We start from the raw sequence: 20,109 nt of genomic DNA, 5'->3' as shown, positions 1-20,109 counted from the left end.
GAAGGCGGATGAGGGGTCTTTATCCGCGGAGACAGACCCCTCATCCGTCTCGCTGACGCTTCTCGTCAGCGACACAAGGGGAGAAGGGAAGAACCCTGGAACGACGATGCTCCGACTAAGGCTTCGGTGGGTGAATGAACGCCCAGGGGCTGACTTCCGAATCGCGCGTCACTTCCACCGAAATCAGATACGGCCCGCTATGCGCGAGCGCCTTTTCCAGCACGGCCTTGAACTGATCCGGCGCCGTGACACGCGCAGCCGCAACGCCAAAGGACTCCGCGAGCTTGACGAAATCCGGATTGACGAGGTCGGACGCCACCACGCGGCCGTCGAAACGTTCGCGCTGGTCGCGGCGGACGTTGCCATAGGCGTTGTTGTTGAACACCAGCGTCACCACGCCGATGTTGAACTGCACGGCGGTGGAAAGCTCCTGCACGCCGAACATGAAGCCGCCGTCGCCGGTGATCGCCACCACCGGCTTGTCGGGGTTGGCGACCTTGGCACCTAGCGCGGTCGGGAAGCCCGAGCCGAGCGTGCCCTGATAGCCCGAGGTGATGAAGGTGCGCGGCTGGTAGATCGGAAAGCCGTACCAGGAGGCAAAGCCGACCTGCGACAGTTCATCGGTGATGATCGCGTTCGCCGGCAGCACCTCGCGCAGGATGTTGAGATACGCCATCTGCGGCTGGATGCGCTGGATCTCGGCTTGCGCGGCCGCGGTCGCCTCGCGGATGTCCTCCCGCCGGCCACGGGTCCGCGTAAAGCCGGCTTTCTTCACGGCCGCGACGAGGTCCGCCGTTCCGGCCTTGGCATCGGCGACGATGGCGGCATCGACGACGACCCGGCGCATCTCGGTCGGGTCGATGTCGATCCGAACGGATTTCAGCCCCTTCGGTTGATAGGGCCAGCGGAAGCCGGATGCCGGCAGCTCTGCGCGGGTGCCGATTGCGATCATCACATCGGTTGTCGGCCACAGCTTGTAGGCCGCGGCCATTGTGAGGCCCAGCTCATGCGCATTGGAGACGATGCCGCGGCCGCTGCGGAAGGCGACCACGGGCGCATCCATCATCTCGGCAAGCTCGAGGATCTCCTCGCCCGCCTCGATCGCGCCGCTGCCGACAAAAATCATCGGTGCCTTGCTGGCCTTGATCAGCGCGGCGGCCTGCTTGATCAGATCCGGATCGGGCTGCGGCGCGGGAAGCGGCTCAAGCACCCGGGCAGCGGCGGTGTCCGCGCGCTGGGTGAAGACGTCCCAGGGCATCTCGACCGAGGCCGGGCCACGCCGTCCCGACCTCATCTCCTGGAAGGCGCGCGCGACGACCGTCGGCGCATTTCCGGGATATTCGATCCGGTCGGCCCATTTCACATAGGTGCGCAAGGTCGCGAGCTGGTCCGGCATCTCGTGCAAATGGCCGCGGCCCTTGCCCAGAAACTGCGTCGGCACCTGGCCGGTGACGCACAGCACTGGCTCGTTGCAGCCGAACGCGGTGAGCAGCGCCGCACTGGCATTGAGCACGCCGGGGCCGGGCACCACGCTGAACACGCCGGGCTTGCCGCTGGAGCGCGCATAGCCGAACGCCATGTAGCCGCAGGCCTGCTCGTGCCGCGCGCCGATCACCTTGAGCTGGGCCTGATGGAAGGCGTCGAACAGGCCGTAGACCTGCGCGCCCGGCAGGCCGAACACGGTGTCGACGCCATGGGCGACCAGGCCGCTTACGATCGCTTCGCCGCCGGTGAGGGTGGTCATTGCATCATTCCAATCTTGTTCAGGCTTCGTCGACGACACCGTTGCGCAAGCTGCCGATGCCTTCGGCCGCGACTTCGATGACGTCGCCGGGCTTCAGGTAACGCGGCGGATCGAACCGGGCACCGGCGCCGATCGGCGTGCCCGTGACGATGATATCGCCGGGGACGAGCGTTGCGAAGGTGGAGATATAGTTGATGAGATAGCGGAAGGAGAACATCAGCCGGCTGGTGCGATCGTCCTGCCTGAGCTCGCCGTTGACATGCGTGGTGAGCCTGACATCGGCGATCTGCGATTCCTGCACGTAGGGCACGAGCCATGGGCCGAGGCTGCCGCTGGAATCAAAGTTCTTGCCTTGCGTGACGTTGAACTTGGCGTGGCGCAGCCAGTCGCGCACCGAGCCTTCGTTGCACAGCGTGAGCGCCGCGATGTGATCGAGCGCGCTGCTTTCCGGGATGTGGCGGCCTTGCTTGCCGATCACCAGCACGATCTCGCCCTCATAGTCGAGCTGTGCGGACGCCCGCGGGCGCACCAGCGGCGTGTCGTGGCCGACGAAGGAGCGGGGCGAGCGCATGAACATGCTCGGATATTTCGGCGCGTCCTGGCCGTCCTTGTATTCGGCGTTACGGTCGGGATAGTTGACGCCGATGCAGATGATCTTCTCCGGCGCGGGCACTGGCGGCAGCCAGGTGATGTCGGCGAGCGCGTGATCCGGCGTGCGGCCGGCGGCTTCCTCGGCAAGGCTCACGAGCTTGCCGGCCGCGATCACCTCGCGCAGCGTCGGATAGTGTTTTGCGTAGCGCGCGGAGAGGTCGACGATGCCGTCCTCGAGGACGGCACCGTAGCTGACATCACCCTTGACGGAATAGGTGGCGAGGCGAGGGAGTTTCATCAGTCGGCCACCAGCACGTCCGCGACAAACTTCGGCTCGCGCACGGCCTGCCCGCTAAACAGCGAGCCCTGCTCGAACCAGGAGCGCGGCGCGGGTGCGCCCCACAGCGTCTGGCGGCGCGGATCGCGCAGCGACCAGCGCAGCGGCTCGTGGTCGTGATCCCCGGTGAAATAGTCGCTGGTGTAGAGCTCGAGCCGGTGTCCGTCGGGATCGCGCACGTAGAGGAAGAATGCGTTCGAGATGCCGTGGCGTCCGGGACCGCGCTCGATGTTCTTGACGAAGCCTTGGGACGCCATGACGTCGCAGAGATGGATGATGTTCATCGCCGTCGGCGTCCAGTAGGCGAAATGGTGCAGGCGAGGGCCCTTGCCGTTGGTGATCGCGAAGTCGTGGACATTGCCCTTGCGATGCATCCAGGCCGCGGCGATGCGGCCGTTCGGTCCATCCTCCTCGGCATATTCAGTGAGGCGGAAGCCGAGCCGGGCGTAGAACTCGACGGTGTCCTGCACCTCGGCGGCGAAGACGTTGAAATGATCGAGCCGCTGCGGGTGGCAGCCCCGGTAGAGATCATAGCGGCGCAGCAGATGCGGCCGGCGATCCATCGACGCATAGAGTTCGATCTGGAAGCCGAAGGGATCGGTGAACTGCAGGGTCCGGCCCTGGAACGGCTGGTCGACGAAAGCGTAGGCGAGGCCGTTCTCGGACAGAAAAGCGGCGGCCTTGTCGAGATCCCCGTCGTTGCCGACCTTGAAACCGAGCCGCGCGCACGCCGGGACTGCAGCCTTCCGCAGCACTAAAGAGTGGTGCTGATGCTCTTCCGCGGCGCGCAAGTACACGACCTTGTCGTCGGCGTCCTCGACGTGCAAGCCGACAATGGTCTCGTAGAACTCGCGGCTCAGCTTCAAATCGGTGACGTCAAGCACGACGTGGCTGGAGCGGATGATGTTGAACGGCGGCTCGAAGATGTGTTGCGGTACGGGCATTTGCGTTTCCCCTCGGCTCGGTCGTCATTCCGGGCGGCTCGAAGAGCCGAACTATGGTGCGCAATTGCGCACCTGAGATCTCGAGGTTCCGGATTCGCTTCGCGCTCCGGAACGACGAAGCGTTAAATTCCCAGTTTCTGAATCTTGTGCGTGCCCCGCGCCAGCGAGACGTGCTTGGTTTCCATGTAGAAATCGAACGAGTAATCGCCGCCATCGCGGCCGATGCCGGACGCCTTCATGCCGCCGAACGGCGTCGGCAGATGGCGGACATTCTCCGAGTTCAGCCAGATCATGCCGGCCTCCAGCGCATCTGCCACGCGCAGAGCGCGGCCGACATCGTTGGTCCAGACATAGCCGGTCAGGCCATAGCGGATGTCGTTGGCGATCTCGACGGCTTCGGCTTCGTCCTTGAAGGGCAGCACGGTGAGGAACGGGCCGAACACCTCCTCCTGCGCCACGCGCATCTTGCCGTGCGCGCCGGTGACCAAGGTGGGCTCGACATAATGTCCGCCGCCCGGGCCGTCATGGACCTTGCCGCCGACGGCGATCACAGCCCCGTCCTGGCGCGCGACGTCGAAATAGGAGCACACTTTTGCCAGATGCCGCTCGTGGATCAGCGGCCCGATCTCGGTGGCGGGATCGAGGGGATGGCCGACCTTCAGGGCCTTCACGCGCGCAGTGAGCTTCGCCGTGAACTTGTCGGCAACGCCGGCCTGAACCAGGAGGCGGCTCGATGACGTGCAGCGTTCGCCGTTGAGCGAGTAGATCATGAACACGACGGCATCGAGCGCGCGGTCGAGATCGGCATCGTCGAACACGATCACGGGGTTCTTGCCGCCGAGCTCGAAATGCACGCGCTTCAGCGTCGGCGCGCCCTGCACCATGATCGCCGAGCCCGTCGCGCTCTCGCCGACGAAGCCGATCGCCTTGATCGCGGGATGCTCGGTCAGCGCCTTGCCGGCCTCCTCGCCAAAGCCGTGGACGGTGTTGAGCACGCCGTCGGGAACGCCGGCCTGCTTGACGAGCTTGCTGAGCATGTCCGCGGTGACCGGCGACCATTCCGCCGGCTTGTGCACGACGGTGCAGCCTGCGGCAAGCGCCGGGGCGATCTTCCAGGTCGAGAGCATGAACGGCGTATTCCACGGCGTGATCACGCCGACCGGGCCGATCGGCACGCGCGTCGAGATATTCCAGTGCTCGTCGCTCGGCGTGTTGAGGCCGTCGCGCGCCTCCGCGCATTTGTCGGCGAAGAAGCGGAAATTCTCGGCGGCGCGGATCGCGGCCTTGGCCATGAAGCGATAGGCCTGGCCGGTGTCGATGCATTCGAGCACCGCGATGTCGTCGGCGTTGTCCTCGATCGCGTCGGCCACGCGATGCAGCAACTTCTTCCGCATCGCCGGGCCCATGTCGCGCCAGGACTTGAAGGCAAGCGAAGCGGCCGTTGCGGCGCGGTCGATGTCCTCGGCAGTGCCGCGCGCGACGCTTGCGAGCGTTGTGCCGTCGACCGGTGACTTCGTCTCGAACGTCTCGCCGGAGATCGAGGCAACGGCCTTGCCGTCGATCATGTGACCGATGCCGTCGGCACGCAGCTTCTTCAGCAGCGGTGCGACGCGGTCGCGGTTGGCCTGGAATACATCGGCTTTCGGGCTGGGCTTATCCATGGGCGGCTTCCACTTTCAGGGCGTCGTGGATGTTGTTGCGCTTCCAGCTGGTGTCCTTGTCGTTGATCTGCATGTCGAACGACAAAGCGAATTTGCTGGCAGCGAAGACGGGATCGAGATGGCGGGAGAGCGCCTGGAAGACGTGCTCGCCGGCTTTCTGGCGCGTGGGAAGGTCGCGGCCCTCGCCGATGCGCAGCACCATGTCGAGAAAGCCGTAGTCGTTCCGCGCGTCGGCGATCGCATAGTGCTCGCACCTGATGGCGCGGACGCGGATGCCACCGAGCGGGAAGATGCCAGTCTCGACCGCCGCCTTGCGCACGATCTCGCACACCGCCGCGATATCGAGGCGGCCATCGAGATTGGCCGAATATTCAATCGTGAAATGCGGCATCGCGGTTTCACTCCCTGTATTCTTATGCGCCTTAAGCGAAGTAGCAGCTGACCGATCCGTAGGCGCCATAATCGGCTTGAATTGTGTCGCCCTTGCGGGTCTCGATCGGGCGGATGAAGGAGCCGGCAAGCACGACCTGTCCAGGCTCCAGCGCAAGGCCGAGCGGCGCGATCTTGTTGGCGAGCCAGGCGACGGCGGTCGCCGGATGATTGAGCACGCCGGCGGCAAGGCCGGTCTCTTCGAGCTGGCCGTTTCGAAAGCACAGCGAGCCGATCCAGCGCAGGTCTGCGTCGAGCGGGCGGATCGGCCGCCCGCCGAGCACGATGCCGGCATTCGCCGCATTGTCGGCGATGGTGTCGAAGATTTTTCGCGTCGCTTTGGTCTGGGGATCGACGCGTTCGACGCGGGTGTCGAGGATCTCCAGTGCCGGCACCACGAAGTCGGTGGCGTTGAGCACGTCGAACAGCGTGCAGTCCGGCCCTGCGAGCCGCTTGCTCATGACGAAGGCGAGCTCGGCCTCGACGCGCGTCGCGATGAAGCGCTCGGTCGGAATGATCCCGCCATCGGCGAAGAACATGTCGTCGAGCAGCACGCCGGAATCGGGCTCATTGATATTAAGGGCGCTCTGCATCGCCTTCGAGGTCAGGCCGATCTTGTGGCCCTTGACGATGCGGCCCTCGGCGATCTTGACGTCGACCCAGGCCTTCTGAATCGCGTAGGCATCGGTGATGGTGATGCCGGGGAAATCCTGCGACAGCTGCCGGATCTGCACGCGGGTCTTCTCCGCCTGATGCAGACGTCGTGCGCAAGCTTGGATATCGTCGTTGGAAAGCGCCATTTGTGATCTTACAAACTAGGGTGCCGGGAGATACTTAACATGTTAAGTGAATGCGTCAAACACAATTTCGGCTTGCTGCACTGCAAACGTTTTGCGGTTTAAAAGGGCATCATGGTGAAGAGACCGGCTGATCCAGCCAACGGAAGCGCGCCTGCCGCCCGGCAGGTGCCGATGCGCGATTTTTCGCGCTCTCTGCCGATGTCGCTGTTGCGGGCCCGCGAAGCGGTGATGCGGCAGTTTCGTCCCTCGTTGCGCGAGCACGGCTTGACCGAGCAGCAATGGCGCATCCTGCGTGCACTGGCGGCGATCGAAGCGGTCGAGGTCACGGAACTCGCGCGCACGGCGTTCCTGCTCGGCCCGAGCCTGTCGCGCATCCTGCGCGATCTCGAGGCGCGCAATCTGATCGAACGAAAGACGGCGAAGGCGGACCAGCGCCGCAGCATGGTCTCGATCTCGAAAGAGGGCGTGAAGCTGATGGCCTCGGTGGCGCCGACGTCGGAAGCGATCTATGCCGAGATCACGCGACGCTTCGGTGCACGCAAGCTCGCCGAATTGCAGGAGATGCTCGGTGCGCTCGAACAGAGTCTTGCAGAGCTTGGCGCAAGCGAGGAGGCAAGTGCCGAGGAGTGAGCACGTGATGGCCGGAACCTGGGCGTCGGCGATGGTTTGACGTCGATTCGAAGGTGGGCGACGCTGGCCGTGTCGATGCCAGGGGCTAAACTGCCCATGCACGCCGCCGAGCCGATGCGGGGGATCGGGGGGCGCCGATTCCGGGCGATCCGGGGCGGAAAATCGTGACAGAGCGGCCCGATCCCTTGCCCGATGACACCCCAGGCGGCAATAGTGGGCGCCGCCCGCGAGGTCAATGTCAGCGAAGTCGGTATCCAGCGCGCGAGCGCATAGGCGTTGCGTCATTGCGAGCGTAGCGCGGCGCTCCGGTTCGCGCTAACAGCGGGTCGTGCTGTCGCGGCGCTCGTCATGGTGACGAAGGTTCAAACAACAAAGAAGGAAGGCAACGTGGCGAACAAGGTCAAGGAAATCTGGAAGTCGGGCAAGGCCGTGGTCAACGCGTGGCTCGCTATTCCCTCCGGCTTCTCGGCCGAGATGATCGCGCAATGCGGCTTCGACAGCGTCACCGTCGACATGCAGCATGGCGTGCAGGATTATCTGTCGATGGTGCAGTGCTTCCAGGCCATGGACAAGCACCCCGTGACCCCGATGGTCCGCGTGCCCTGGAACGAGCCCGGCATCATCGGCAAGGTGCTCGACGGCGGCGCCTATGGCGTGATCTGCCCGATGGTCAACACGCCGCAGGAAGCCAGGAACCTGGTCTCCTATTCCAAATATCCGCCGCAGGGCGTGCGCTCCAACGGCCCGATCCGCGCCGGCATGTACGGCACCGCGGGCTCGTATCAGAAGACCGCGAATGCCGACACCATCCTGCTGCCGATGATGGAGACCAAGACCGCGGTCGAGAACATGGAAGCGATCCTCGACGTCGAAGGCATCGACGGCGTCTATATCGGACCGTCCGATCTCGGCTTCTCCTACGGCCTCGAGCCCAAGCTCGACCGCAGCGAGCCCGAGATCCTCGCGATCTACGAGAAGATCATCAAGGAATGCGGCAAGCGCGGCCTCAACCCGGGCATCCATTGCAGCGGCGCCGAAGGCGCAGCGCGCGCCATCAACATGGGCTTCAAGCTGGTCACGCTGTCGAACGAGGTCGGCCTGATGACGACCTACGCCAAGATGCAGGTCAACGCGACCCGCAAGGATTCGGGCGGGAAGGCCTAAGACCTCGCGAATGGCGAATGGGGGGTAGCGAATAGTGCTGCTCCCCTTTTTCCATTCGCCACTCGCTACTCACTATTCGCTAAAGGAGACCTGCCATGACCATCAGCCCCGTCATCCGCCTGCATCCCGATGATGGCGTGCTGATCGCGCGCGCCAGCCTGCCGCCCGGCACTGTCGTTGCTGACGGCGTGACCACGGTCGAGCGCATTCCCTCCGGCCACAAGGTCGCGATCAAGCCGATCGCTGTGGGCGAGCCTGTCATCCGCTACGGCCAGATCATCGGCTTTGCGACCATTCCGATCGCGCCGGGCCAGCACGTGCACGTGCAGAATATCGGCATGGGCGACTTCTCAAAAGACTATGCCTATTGCGCCGACGTCAAGCCGACGCCGAATTTCGACCTGCCGGCGACCTTCGAAGGCATCCGCCGTCCGGACGGCCGCGTCGCCACGCGCAACTATATCGGCATCCTCACCTCGGTGAATTGCAGCGCGCATGTCGCAAGCCTCGTCGCCGACGTCTTCAAGAAGAATCCCTTCACCGGCGACAATCCGCTGGCCGATTTCCCCAATGTCGACGGCGTGGTCGCGCTGACCCACAAGACCGGCTGCGGCATGACGCAGAACGAGCCCTTGGCGCTGCTCCGCCGCACGCTCGGCGGCTATGCGCGCCACGTCAATTTCTCCCACGTCATCGTGCTCGGCCTCGGTTGCGAGGTGAACCAGATCGGCGGCCTGATGGAGGAGCAGAAGCTCGCGGGACGCCTGCGCGCGATGGACATCCAGGAGGTCGGCGGCACCCGCAAGACCGTGGAGGCGGGCATCGCCTTCGTGCGCGAAGCGCTGGCTGACGCCAACAAGGTCAAGCGCGAGACGGTGCCGGCGAGCGAGCTCACCGTCGCCCTGCAATGCGGCGGCTCCGACGGCTATTCCGGCGTGTCCGCCAATCCCGCGCTCGGTGCGGCCAGCGATCTCATCGTGCGTCACGGCGGCACCGTGATCCTGTCGGAGACGCCGGAGACCTACGGCGCCGAGCATCTCTTGACGCGCCGCGCCGTCAGCCGCGAGGTCGGCGAGAAGCTGGTCGACCTGATGCGCTGGTGGGACGAATACACGGAGCGCGAAGGCGCCGAGATGAACGCCAATCCGAGCCCCGGCAACAAGGCCGGCGGCCTCACCACCATTCTTGAAAAATCGCTCGGTGCGATGGCGAAGGCCGGCACCACCAACCTCGTCGAGGTACTGCGTTACGCCGAGCCCATCACCAAGAAGGGTTTCGTCTTCATGGACACGCCCGGCTACGACCCTGTTGCGGCAACCGGGCAGGTCGCGGGCGGTGCCAATCTCGTCTGCTTCACCACGGGACGTGGCAGCGTGTTCGGCTGCAAGCCGGCGCCCTCGATCAAGCTCGCCACCAACACGCCCATGTACAAGCGCATGGAAGAGGACATGGACGTCAATTGCGGCACCATCCTCGAAGGCGAGGAGAGCGTGGAGCAATGCGGCCAGCGCATCTTCGAGCTCATTCTGAAGACCGCCTCCGGCCAGCCGACCAAGAGCGAGAGCTTCGATTTTGGCGGCGCCGAGTTCGCGCCCTGGGTGCTCGGCGCGACGATGTAATCGCGCGTCGCGCAGCATAGATGCAATTGCGTGTCATTGGGGGTAACGCGCGGGCGATGGGCAGCGCGTGTGGTCGTGCGAAATGCACCGATCGTTCGCTACGTAATGATACGGAGGCACGCTCCTCTCGCCGGGGATCAGCGGCTTACACCTGATTAACAATGTTGTCCTAGACAGGCGGATGATGCGCTCCACAGCGTGGTGGGGCCGGCCTTTTGAGGATCGAACCGATGCAAGCGATACGTCCTACTGGGGTGGAAAATCTCCTCGGTGAGGAGGAGCTGATTGTATCGAAGACCGATCTCAAAGGCCGCATCACCTACGCCAATGACGTCTTTCTCCGCATGGCGAAATACCCCTGGAAGCAGCTGATGGGCGCGCCCCACAGCCTGATCCGCCATCCCGACATGCCACGCTGCGTCTTCAAGCTGCTGTGGGATACGCTCCAGGCCAAGCAGGAAATCTTCGCCTACGTCGTCAATCTCGCGGGAGATGGCAGCCATTATTGGGTGTTCGCCCACGTCACCCCGACGCTCGACGATCACGGCAACATCATCGGCTATCACTCCAATCGACGCAGGCCCGATCCGGCGCCGGTCGAGCGCATCGAGCCGATCTACAAAGCGCTCTGCGCGGAAGAGGCGCGCCACGCCAATGCCAAGGACGGCATGCGTGCAAGCTTCGAAATGATGGTCGGTCTGCTCAAGCAAAACGGTGTCGGTTACGATGAATTTGTGCTCTCTCTCTAAGGCGCAGGGAGCGACCGCAGTCGCGTGCCTTCTCGCCAGCATCGCGTTCGTCGTCACGTTGCTCGGCTGGACCGGAATTGTCGGCGCAGCGCCGCTCGGGGCGGCGATCCTGCTGCTCGGCTACGCCGTCTGGTGTCAGCACCGCACGGCGGTGGCAGTCGATGAGGTCGCCGATGTCTGCCGAAAGGCGGCGCGCGGCGATCTCGAAGCGCGGATCCTGAGCGAGCGCCAGGCCGGGCGGATCGGCGCCATCCAGAAGTCGGTCAACGACATGCTCGACATCACTGATGCCTTCGTGCGCGAGGCTTCGGCATCGATGGACTATGCCAGCCGCGGCAAGTATTTCCGCAAGATCCTCGCGCGCGGATTGCCCGGCTCGTTCCGCCGCTCGGCAACCGTCATCAATGCCGGCACCGACGGCCTCGGCCGCCGCGTGGTCGAGATCGCCGGCCTTGCAAAGCAGTTCGGCACGCATCTCGACGAAGTTGCGGGCAGCCTGATGAGCGCCGCGACCGACCTCGAAGCCGATGCCGGCCAGATGGCGGCGGCGGCGGAGACGACGAACCGCCAGACCACCGGCATGCGCAGTGCGTCCGATCAGGCCTCGAGCAACGTTGCGACGGTGGCGAGCGCCGCGGAACAGCTCGCATCCTCGATCGCAGAGATCAGCCGCCAGGTGGCCGGCTCGACCACGAGCACCGGCCGCGCCGTCGACGAAGCCAATCGTGCCGGCAGCGAGATTCGTAGCCTCGCGGATGCGGCGCTGCGGATCGGCGATGTCGTCAAGCTGATCAGCGAGATCGCCGAGCAGACCAACTTGCTGGCGCTCAACGCCACGATCGAGGCGGCGCGGGCAGGCGAGGCCGGCCGCGGCTTCGCCGTCGTGGCCTCCGAGGTCAAGAGCCTCGCCAACCAGACCGCCAAGGCGACCGAGGAGATCAGCGCCAAGGTCGGCGAGATGCAGCAATCGACCACCAATTCGGTCGCGGCCGTCGAGGCGATCGCGCAGACCATCGCGGAGATCGACGGCATCACCGCCAGCATCGCCGCCTCGATCGAGCAGCAGGGCTCCGCGACCCGCGAGATCGCCCGCAACGTCCAGGAAGCATCAGTCGGCACCTCGCAGGTGTCCTCCAACGTGTCAGGCATCAGCGAAGCCGCCGCCGACACCGGCCGCGTCGCGAGCCGCGTCAACAGCGCCTCCGAACGCGTCCACGGCGAAGTCGAGACGCTCAGGCGCGAAGTGACGCAGTTCCTGCAGCGGCTGACATCGGCGGCGTAGGGCTGCGCCACTCACCGCTGTCGTCCCAGCGCGCCCTGAAGCACGCGCCGGTCCGGGACCCATCACCAAAGGCAGAACCGTAGGGTGGGCAAAGGCGCGCACTTGCGCGCCGTGCCCACGAATTCTCACCAATCAAACGCAGGTCGTGGGCACGCTTCCGCCTTCGCTCTTCGAGCTACGGCGGACAAGTCGCCTTGCCCACCCTACGATACTGTCCGCATGGCCCGCACCTTACCTAGGCACTCTCTGCCCGTTGTTAGTGCTTGATCGCGTCCACCTCAGGTGTTCTGCTCAAAAAAGCTGCTGGAGCATCGCACCCCGTGTCGATCTACGTCGCATTACACCACGTCACGCACTACAAATACGATCGCCCGATCGATGTTGGCCCGCAGACCATCCGCCTGCGGCCGGCGCCGCATACGCGCACGCCGATCATGAGCTATTCGCTCAAGGTCACGCCATCCAACCATTTCGTGAACTGGCAGCAGGATCCGCAGGGCAACTGGCTCGCCCGCTACGTCTTCCCGGAGAAGACGACCGAATTGAAGATCGAGGTCGACTTCACGGCGCAGATGACCGTGGTCAACCCGTTCGACTTCTTCGTCGAACCCTATGCCGACAGTTTTCCGTTCGACTATCCGAACGACCTGAAGACCGAACTGGCGCCTTATCTGGAGACCATCAAGCCCGATCGCCTGTTTACGAAATATCTCGATACGATCCCGCAGGACGCTCCGAACACCGTCAACTTCCTGGTTGAGCTCAATCGCGAGCTTCAGAAGAAGATCCGCTACATCATCCGCATGGAGCCCGGCGTGCAGACGCCGGAGGAGACGCTCGCCTCGGGCGCAGGCTCGTGCCGCGACTCGGCCTGGCTCCTGATCCAGACCTTCCGTCATCTCGGCCTCGCCGCACGTTTCGTCTCCGGCTATCTCATCCAGATCCGTCCCGACATCGATCCGATCGAGGGACCGCCGGAAGTGGAGAACGACTTCACCGACCTGCACGCCTGGGCCGAGGTTTATCTGCCCGGCGCCGGCTGGATCGGTTTCGACGCGACCTCCGGCATGCTCGCGGGCGAGGGCCACATCCCGGTCGCCGCCACGCCGCATTATCGTTCAGCTGCGCCGATTTCCGGCAGCGCCGGCTTTGCCGAGGTCGAGTTCGCCTTCGATATGAGCGTCCGCCGCATCCGCGAGGCGCCGCGCATCACCAAGCCGTTCTCCGACGAATCCTGGGCGCGACTCAACGATCTCGGCGAGCAGGTCGACGGCGATCTCGCCGCGCAGGATGTGCGGCTCACCATGGGCGGCGAGCCCACCTTCGTCTCGGTCGACGATCTCGAAGCTGCGGAGTGGAATACGGAGGCCGTCGGCCCGACCAAGCGCGCGCTGGGCGACGATTTGATCCGCCGCCTGCGCTCGCGCTTCGCGTCCGGCGGCCTTCTGCATTACGGCCAGGGCAAATGGTATCCGGGCGAGAGCCTGCCGCGCTGGGCGTTTGGCCTGTACTGGCGCAAGGACGGCGTGCCGATCTGGAAGAACGCCGACCTCATCGCCAGGATCGGGAATCCGCGGCGCGCCGAGACGAAGGATGCCGAGGCCTTCATGGAGGGCACGGTGGCGCGGCTCGGGCTCGATCCCGGCTACATCATCCCGGCTTACGAGGACACCGCCTACTGGCTCCAGAAGGAAGCCGAGCTCCCCGTCAACGTCGATCCCTCCGACTCCAAATTGTCCGATCCGGAAGCGCGCGCGCGGATGGCGCGGGTGTTCGACGAGGGCCTCAACACGCCGCGCGGCTTCGTGCTGCCGGTGCAGCGCTGGAACGCGCCGCCGCGCTGGCGCAGCGAGCGTTGGGCTCTCCGGCGCAATCACCTGTTCCTGATGCCCGGCGATTCCCCGCTCGGCCTGCGCTTGCCGATCGGATCGCTCGGCCACGTCTCGCCGAACCAATATCCGTACATCGTCGAGCAGGACCCGATGGAGCCGCGGGGCAAGCTCCCGGTGTTCACGCTTGCGGCGCGCCCGCAGTCGCCGCCGCGGATCGCGCCGGAGCAGCTCAACACGTCGGTCCCGGTCCGCACCGCGATGTCGGTCGAGATCCGCGACGGCGTGCTCTGCGCCTTCATGCCGCCGGTCGAGCGCATCGAAGACTATCTCGAGCTGATCGCGGCGCTCGAAGCCACGGCCGAGGAGATGCAGCTCCCCGTCCATGTCGAGGGCTATCCGCCGCCGTTCGATCCGCGCATCGAGGTCATCAAGGTGACGCCGGATCCCGGTGTCATCGAGATCAACATCCAGCCGGCGAAGAGCTGGCGCGAGGCGGTCGACATCACCGCCGGCCTCTATGAGGACGCCGGGAAAGTTCGCCTCGGCGCCAACCGCTTCCTGGTCGACGGCCGCCACACCGGCACCGGCGGCGGCAACCACGTCGTGGTCGGCGGCTCCTCGCCGCAGGACTCGCCGTTCCTGCGCCGGCCCGATCTGCTCAAGAGTCTGGTCTTGTACTGGCAGCGGCATCCGTCGCTGTCCTATTTCTTCTCCGGCCTGTTCATCGGCCCGACCAGCCAGGCGCCGCGCATCGACGAAGCCCGCCACGACAGCATCTACGAGCTCGAAATCGCGCTCTCGCACGTGCCGCCGCCGGGCTACCAGACGCCGCTGTGGCTGGTCGACCGGCTGTTCCGGCATCTGCTGGTCGACATCACCGGCAATACCCACCGCGCCGAGATCTGCATCGACAAGCTCTATTCCCCGGAGGGCTCGACCGGCCGGCTCGGCCTCGTCGAATTCCGCGCGCTCGAAATGCCGCCCGATCCGCGCATGTCGCTGGCGCAGCAGCTCTTGATCCGCGCGTTGATCGCAAAGTTCTGGCGCGAGCCGCAGGCCGGCAAGTTCGTGCGCTGGGGCACGACGCTGCACGACCGCTTCATGCTGCCGCATTTCATCTGGGAGGATTTTCTCGACGTTCTCACTGAGCTGAAGCAATCAGGCTATCCGTTCGAGCCGGAATGGTATCTGGCCCAGCTCGAATTCCGCTTCCCCGCTTTCGGCCGCGTCCATCATGGCGGCGTGACGCTGGAGCTGCGCCAGGCGCTGGAGCCCTGGCACGTGCTGGGCGAGGAGGGCTCGGCCGGCGGCACCGTGCGCTATGTCGATTCATCGGTCGAGCGGCTTCAGGTCAAGGCGGAGGGTTTTGTCGAGGGCCGCCACATCGTCACCTGCAACGGCCGCCGCCTGCCGATGACCGCGACCGGCCGCTCGGCCGAGGCCGTGGCCGGCGTCCGCTTCAAGGCCTGGCAGCCGGCCTCCGGCCTGCACCCGACCATCCCGGTCCATGCGCCCCTGACCTTTGATCTCATTGATACCTGGAATGGCCGCTCCCTCGGTGGCTGCGTCTACCACGTCGCCCATCCCGGCGGCCGCAGCTACGACACCAAGCCGGTCAACACCTACGAGGCCGAGGCGCGGCGGCTGGCGCGCTTCCAGGACCACGGCCATACGCCGGGGCCGGTCCAGCCACCGCCCGAGGAACGCACAAATGAGTTTCCGCTGACCCTCGACTTGCGGACCCCGCTCCTGCAATGAGTATGATGGTGGGGCAGGGAGAGGCGCATGAGCGAGGGCGCAGCCGAGCAGGACAAGGCGGGTAAGGCGCAAGGCCAGCGTGAAGGCCAGCGCCGCCTTGCCCAATGGGTCCGCGACTATCGCCGCCTGCCCGGGATTCCCGACGAGTTCCTGGGGCCCGACGGCGCCCCCCGCGCGGTCTGGAGCCGATTCTTCGATGCCTTCGGGGCGCTCGCGCCCGACGAGATCGAGCGTCGCTTCGGCATGGCCGACCGTCATTTGCGCGAGGCCGGCGTCACCTACCGTGCGCCCGGCGACAGCGCCGACCGGCCGTGGTCGATCAGCCATCTGCCGCTCCTGATCGACGAGGCCGACTGGCAGCAGCTGTGCGCCGGCATCACCCAGCGCGCCGAGCTGCTCGAGCTGGTACTGCGCGACATCTATGGCGAGGGCCGCCTCGTTGCGGAAGGCGCGCTGCCCGCGGCCGCGATCGCCGGCAGTCCCGAATATCTGCGTCCCGTCTGCGGCGTGCCGCCGCCGGGCGGGCGCTATCTGTCGATCTATGCCGCCGATGTCGGCCGCGGCCCCGACGGCCGCTGGTGGGTGCTCGGCGACCGCACCCAGGCGCCGTCGGGCGCGGGCTACGCGCTGGAGAATCGCCTGGTGCTCTCGCGCGCCTTCTCCGACCTCTACAAGTCGATGAACGTGCCGCGCGTCGCGCCGTTCTTCGAGGCCTTCCGCGACAGTCTGCGCGCGCGTGCCGACCGCGACGAGCCCAGGATCGGCGTGCTCACCCCGGGCAGCTTCAGCGAGACCTATTTCGAGCACGCGACGCTGGCGCGCTATCTCGGCTTCCTCTTGGTCGAGGGCGACGATCTCGCCGTCAGCGACAACCGCATCCACATCCGCACGGTCGCCGGGCTGAAGCGGCTCGACGTGCTGCTCCGCCGGGTCGATTCCAATTCGCTCGATCCGCTCGAGCTCGATGCCTCCTCGCATCTCGGTGTGCCCGGCCTGATCGACGTGCTGCGCAAGGACGGCGTCGTCGTCGCCAACATGCCGGGCTCGGGCGTGCTGGAGGCGCGGGCGCTGCTCGGCTTCCTGCCGGCGCTCAGCCGCCGCCTGCTCGGCGAAGAGCTGAAGATGCCGCACATCGCGACCTGGTGGTGCGGCCAGCGCAGCGCGCGCGAGGAGGTGCTGGCGCGGCTCGACGAGGTCGCGATCGAAGGCGCCTACCGGCGCGGCGTGCCCGGTTTCGACAGCGCGGGACCGGTGCTCGCGAGCGAGCTGGATGCGAGCGACCGCCAGCGCCTGATCGACGCCATCGCCGCGCGCGGCATGGATTATGTCGGCCAGGAGGTGGTGCGGCTGTCGACCATGCCGGTGTGGGAGCAGGGCCAGATCACGCCGCGTCCTTTCGTGCTGCGCGTGTTCGCAGCCGCCACGCCCGACGGCTGGGCCATCATGCCCGGCGGTTTCTGCCGGATCGCCGAGCAGCCGGATGCGCGCGCGGTGTCGATGGGCGACGGTGCGCGCGCCGCCGACGTCTGGGTGGTCTCCGACAAGCAGGTCTCGACCGCGACGTTGCTGCCGGCGACCGACAAGGTCCGCATCCGCCGCATCGCCGGCGTGCTGCCGAGCCGCGCCGCCGACAATCTGTTCTGGCTCGGCCGCTATCTCGAACGCGCCGAGGCGACGCTGCGGCTGGTGCGCGCGCTTGGCTCGCCGAGCGGGCCCAACAAGGGCACCGCGGCTTCGCTACAGTCGGGCGAACGCATCCAGCGCCTGCTGGTGGCCTGGGGCGCGATCTCGCAGACATCGCGCGGCGCGCCCGGGCGGATCACCGCCGAAGCGTTGCAGAGCGCGGATCGTTTCGGCTCGGCGCTGTCGCTGGTGCGCGCGGCGCAGCGCACGGCGACCTCCTTGCGCGAGCGGCTGTCGCCCGATGCCTGGCAGGTCATCACCGAGATGGCCGAGCGCCTGGCCTACCAGGTCGAGGGCGACGACGGCGTGCTGAGCGCGGCCGAGCTGACCTTGCAGGAGCTCGCCAGTCTCGCGGGGCTGGCGCAGGAGAACATGAACCGCGCCGCCGGCTGGCGCTTTCTCGACATCGGCCGCCGCACCGAGCGCGCCATCAACACCACGCGCTTCACCCGCCAGTTCGCCTATGACGAGGCCGGCGACGAGGATCTCGACATCCTGCTGACGCTGGTGGATTGCCAGATCACCTATCGCTCGCGCTATCTGCTGGCGCCGATCCTGGCGCCGGTGCGCGATCTTGCCGTGCTCGACGGCTACAATCCACGCTCGGTGGCGTTCCAGGTGACGACGCTGAACGAGCACATCGCCGCGCTGCCCAGCCTGAAGGAGCACGGCCTGATCGAGAAGCCGCAGCGCCTTGCGGTGGCGATGCAGGCGATGCTGGCGACCGCGGAGGCCGAGAAGCTCGAGGTCAAGACACTGTTCGCGCTGGAGCAGGACCTGCTCAGCCTCGCCGATGCGATCGGTCAGCACTACTTCCCGCACGGCCCCAATGCCGCCCGGCCGGAAAAGCTGACGGGGCTGGCGTGATCTACGACATCCGTCACGTCACCACCTACGAGTACGAGAATCCGGTCAGCTTCGCCCGCTGCACGCTGCGGCTGGAGCCGAGGAGCGGTGGCGGCCAGGAGCTGATCTCGCACAAGGTCGAGATCCGCCCGCGCCCTGCCGAGCGCAACGTCCGGCGCGACTTCTTTGGCACGCTGACCGAAAGCATCGTGATCGAGGCGGCGCATCGCAATTTGCGGATCGACTCGCGCTCGCGTGTCTCGGTGTCGCGCAGGCCGCCGGCGCGCGATGGCGACAGCCCGAGCTGGGAGAGCATCCGCGACATCGCCTTCGAGGCGACCAGCCTCGGGCCGTCCTCGCCGGTTGGATATGTCTTCGCCAGCCCGCTGGTGCCGGTGCTGCGTCCGGTCAGCGCTTATGCGGGGATGAGCTTTGCGCCGGGCGCGGGCATCCTCGAGGGTGCGGTCGATCTCATGCATCGCATCCGCACCGAGTTTCGCTACGACCCCAAGGCGACGGTGATCTCGACGCCGCTGAACGAGGTCTTCGACAAGCGACACGGCGTCTGCCAGGATTTTGCCCATGTGATGATCGCAGGGCTGCGCGGGCTCGGTCTGCCAGCGGCCTATGTCAGCGGCTACTTACGCACCATTCCGCCGCCGGGCCAGGCCCGCCTGCAAGGCGCCGATGCCACCCATGCCTGGGTGTCGCTGTGGTGCGGGGCGGAGCTTGGCTGGGTCGATTTCGACCCGACCAACGATCTCTTGATTGCCAACGACCATATCGTGCTTGCGGTCGGACGCGACTTTTCCGATGTCTCGCCGGTCGACGGCATCATCGTCGGCTCACCCAAGCAGAAGCTCGGCGTCGCTGTGGACGTGGTGATGGTGGAATAAACGCGCCTCGTCGGCCGGGCTCGCCACGCGGGCGTGCCGCGCCTTCACCGCAACCGCGATCTTGCATAGCACAACGGTAACATATTTCCGTAATCGCGTTCCCGGGGGTTTGGTCACTCGGCCCAAGATGGGCTATGGTAGGTCGTTGCGTCGAGGACAAGAACGAGACTTCGGGAGCTGACATGGGACACCACCGGCACGCGGGGCTGCATCCATGATGACGTTGCCGAGACTGGCGGCTGAATCCCTGGAGAAGCTGCTGGGTACGTTTATGCGGCGTCGGTACGGCGAGACCGCTGCAAGCATGGTCGAGAGCGCAACCCGCACCGCGATGGAATGCATCGGTAACAGCGATGCACTTTACCACAATATCGAACATACGATGCTGGTGACGCTGGCGGGCCATTCGATCCTCAGTGGCCGAAATCTCCATACTCACCTGACGGCCGAGGACTACGTCCATGTTCTGATCGCCTGCCTCGCCCACGATATCGGCTATGTCCGCGGCCTGTTTGAGGAGGATGACATCGACGGCTTCGTCATCGATGCCGCCGACACCAAGATCTCGTTGCCGCGCGGTGCGTCGGACGCCAGCTTGATGATGTATCACGTCGACCGCTCGAAGCTCTATGTCTTGCGGCGGCTGCAGCACATTCCGGGTCTCGATCCTGAACGCATCGCCCGCGCTATCGAGGGAACGCGCTTTCCGGCCCAGGAAGGCCATGAGTATGACGTCGATGCCTCGATCCTGCGCGCCGCCGATTTCATCGGCCAGCTCGGCGATCCCAATTATCTGCGCAAGGCCAACGCGCTCTATTACGAATTCGAGGAGGTCGGCATCAATCGCCAGCTCGGCTACGATTCACCGGCCGACATCGTGAACCGCTATCCACAATTCTATTGGAACAGCGTCGCACCGCACATCCAGACCGAGATCGGTTACCTCAACAAGACCGAGATCGGCCGGCAATGGATCGCCAATCTCTACAGCAACGTCTTCCGCGCCGAGCGCGACATCTCGCTGTCCGGGCCGCAGCGGTAGACCTGTTGTAGCCCGGATGGAGCGCAGCGACATCCGGGATTCGCGCATGCTGGCGTTCCCGGATTGCGCTGCGCTCCATCCGGGCTACGAAATCCCCAACGC

15 protein-coding genes are annotated in these 20,109 nt (G+C 65.7%); 9 read left to right on the top strand and 6 right to left on the bottom strand.

The annotated features are described in order from the left end of the window. Positions 1 to 115 precede the first annotated feature (115 nt). The 6 genes from GGD66_RS17550 to hpaH form a co-directional block, all read right to left on the bottom strand. Positions 116 to 1,744 (bottom strand): thiamine pyrophosphate-dependent enzyme, encoded by a 1,629-nt coding sequence (locus GGD66_RS17550; RefSeq protein ID WP_183258478.1) that lies wholly within the window; start codon positions 1,742 to 1,744, stop codon positions 116 to 118. Between the two features lie 19 nt (positions 1,745 to 1,763). Next, entirely contained in the window at positions 1,764 to 2,633 is an 870-nt protein-coding gene (locus GGD66_RS17545; protein WP_183258477.1) for a fumarylacetoacetate hydrolase family protein, read from the bottom strand. Continuing rightward, on the bottom strand, positions 2,633 to 3,616 hold the full coding sequence (gene hpaD, locus GGD66_RS17540) for a 3,4-dihydroxyphenylacetate 2,3-dioxygenase (protein WP_183258476.1): 984 nt from the start codon (positions 3,614 to 3,616) through the stop codon (positions 2,633 to 2,635). Before hpaD ends, GGD66_RS17545 begins: the two co-directional genes overlap by 1 nt. 122 nt (positions 3,617 to 3,738) lie before the next feature. Continuing rightward, a complete protein-coding gene (gene hpaE / locus GGD66_RS17535; protein ID WP_183258475.1) occupies positions 3,739 to 5,277 on the bottom strand; it encodes a 5-carboxymethyl-2-hydroxymuconate semialdehyde dehydrogenase in 1,539 nt (512 codons plus the stop codon). Then, positions 5,270 to 5,668, bottom strand: coding sequence for a 5-carboxymethyl-2-hydroxymuconate Delta-isomerase (locus tag GGD66_RS17530; protein ID WP_183258474.1), 399 nt, complete (start codon positions 5,666 to 5,668; stop codon positions 5,270 to 5,272). Before GGD66_RS17530 ends, hpaE begins: the two co-directional genes overlap by 8 nt. A gap of 31 nt (positions 5,669 to 5,699) precedes the next feature. After that, positions 5,700 to 6,506, bottom strand: coding sequence for a 2-oxo-hept-4-ene-1,7-dioate hydratase (gene hpaH, locus GGD66_RS17525; RefSeq protein ID WP_183258473.1), 807 nt, complete (start codon positions 6,504 to 6,506; stop codon positions 5,700 to 5,702). A gap of 111 nt (positions 6,507 to 6,617) precedes the next feature. On the opposite strand from hpaH, the gene hpaR reads away from it, so the two are divergent. From hpaR to GGD66_RS17480, 9 genes are all read left to right on the top strand, one after another. Further along, positions 6,618 to 7,136: a homoprotocatechuate degradation operon regulator HpaR gene (gene hpaR, locus GGD66_RS17520; RefSeq protein ID WP_183258472.1), complete on the top strand. Its 519-nt coding sequence runs from the start codon at positions 6,618 to 6,620 to the stop codon at positions 7,134 to 7,136. 387 nt (positions 7,137 to 7,523) lie between these two features. Continuing rightward, positions 7,524 to 8,300 (top strand): HpcH/HpaI aldolase/citrate lyase family protein, encoded by a 777-nt coding sequence (locus tag GGD66_RS17515; protein ID WP_008549964.1) that lies wholly within the window; start codon positions 7,524 to 7,526, stop codon positions 8,298 to 8,300. A 95-nt stretch (positions 8,301 to 8,395) separates the two neighbouring features. Further along, positions 8,396 to 9,919, top strand: coding sequence for a UxaA family hydrolase (locus GGD66_RS17510; protein WP_092256842.1), 1,524 nt, complete (start codon positions 8,396 to 8,398; stop codon positions 9,917 to 9,919). Positions 9,920 to 10,149: 230 nt separating this feature from the next. Further along, the gene (locus GGD66_RS17505) at positions 10,150 to 10,668 is read left to right on the top strand and encodes a PAS domain-containing protein (protein WP_183258471.1); all 519 of its coding nucleotides are present in this window, start codon (positions 10,150 to 10,152) and stop codon (positions 10,666 to 10,668) included. Then, the gene (locus tag GGD66_RS17500) at positions 10,646 to 11,950 is read left to right on the top strand and encodes a methyl-accepting chemotaxis protein (protein ID WP_183258470.1); all 1,305 of its coding nucleotides are present in this window, start codon (positions 10,646 to 10,648) and stop codon (positions 11,948 to 11,950) included. The genes GGD66_RS17505 and GGD66_RS17500 overlap by 23 nt, the downstream gene beginning before the upstream one ends. 320 nt (positions 11,951 to 12,270) lie before the next feature. Then, positions 12,271 to 15,540 carry a DUF2126 domain-containing protein gene (locus GGD66_RS17495; RefSeq protein ID WP_183258469.1) on the top strand — a complete coding sequence of 1,090 codons (3,270 nt, stop codon included), beginning with the start codon at positions 12,271 to 12,273 and terminating at the stop codon, positions 15,538 to 15,540. 27 nt (positions 15,541 to 15,567) lie between these two features. Beyond that, positions 15,568 to 18,090 carry a circularly permuted type 2 ATP-grasp protein gene (locus GGD66_RS17490; protein ID WP_183258468.1) on the top strand — a complete coding sequence of 841 codons (2,523 nt, stop codon included), beginning with the start codon at positions 15,568 to 15,570 and terminating at the stop codon, positions 18,088 to 18,090. Further along, complete coding sequence (locus tag GGD66_RS17485) at positions 18,087 to 18,965, top strand: transglutaminase family protein (RefSeq protein ID WP_183258467.1); 879 nt, start codon at positions 18,087 to 18,089, stop codon at positions 18,963 to 18,965. The genes GGD66_RS17490 and GGD66_RS17485 overlap by 4 nt, the downstream gene beginning before the upstream one ends. Positions 18,966 to 19,179: 214 nt before the next feature. Next, complete coding sequence (locus GGD66_RS17480) at positions 19,180 to 20,007, top strand: hypothetical protein (protein ID WP_018315673.1); 828 nt, start codon at positions 19,180 to 19,182, stop codon at positions 20,005 to 20,007. Positions 20,008 to 20,109 lie beyond the last annotated feature (102 nt).

The organism is Bradyrhizobium sp. CIR48 (genome assembly GCF_014198315.1).
Classification (GTDB): Bacteria; Pseudomonadota; Alphaproteobacteria; order Rhizobiales; family Xanthobacteraceae; genus Bradyrhizobium.
This window is presented reverse-complemented; position numbering and strand designations above follow the sequence as displayed.

Coding starts and splice junctions, on each gene's coding strand:
- GGD66_RS17500 (WP_183258470.1), top strand. CDS start 10,646: ATGAATTTGTGCTCTCTCTCTAAGGCGCAGGGAGCGACCGCAGTCGCG.
- hpaE (WP_183258475.1), bottom strand. CDS start 5,277: ATGGATAAGCCCAGCCCGAAAGCCGATGTATTCCAGGCCAACCGCGAC.
- GGD66_RS17480 (WP_018315673.1), top strand. CDS start 19,180: ATGATGACGTTGCCGAGACTGGCGGCTGAATCCCTGGAGAAGCTGCTG.
- GGD66_RS17510 (WP_092256842.1), top strand. CDS start 8,396: ATGACCATCAGCCCCGTCATCCGCCTGCATCCCGATGATGGCGTGCTG.
- GGD66_RS17505 (WP_183258471.1), top strand. CDS start 10,150: ATGCAAGCGATACGTCCTACTGGGGTGGAAAATCTCCTCGGTGAGGAG.
- GGD66_RS17530 (WP_183258474.1), bottom strand. CDS start 5,668: ATGCCGCATTTCACGATTGAATATTCGGCCAATCTCGATGGCCGCCTC.
- GGD66_RS17545 (WP_183258477.1), bottom strand. CDS start 2,633: ATGAAACTCCCTCGCCTCGCCACCTATTCCGTCAAGGGTGATGTCAGC.
- hpaD (WP_183258476.1), bottom strand. CDS start 3,616: ATGCCCGTACCGCAACACATCTTCGAGCCGCCGTTCAACATCATCCGC.
- hpaH (WP_183258473.1), bottom strand. CDS start 6,506: ATGGCGCTTTCCAACGACGATATCCAAGCTTGCGCACGACGTCTGCAT.
- GGD66_RS17550 (WP_183258478.1), bottom strand. CDS start 1,744: ATGACCACCCTCACCGGCGGCGAAGCGATCGTAAGCGGCCTGGTCGCC.
- hpaR (WP_183258472.1), top strand. CDS start 6,618: ATGGTGAAGAGACCGGCTGATCCAGCCAACGGAAGCGCGCCTGCCGCC.
- GGD66_RS17490 (WP_183258468.1), top strand. CDS start 15,568: ATGAGCGAGGGCGCAGCCGAGCAGGACAAGGCGGGTAAGGCGCAAGGC.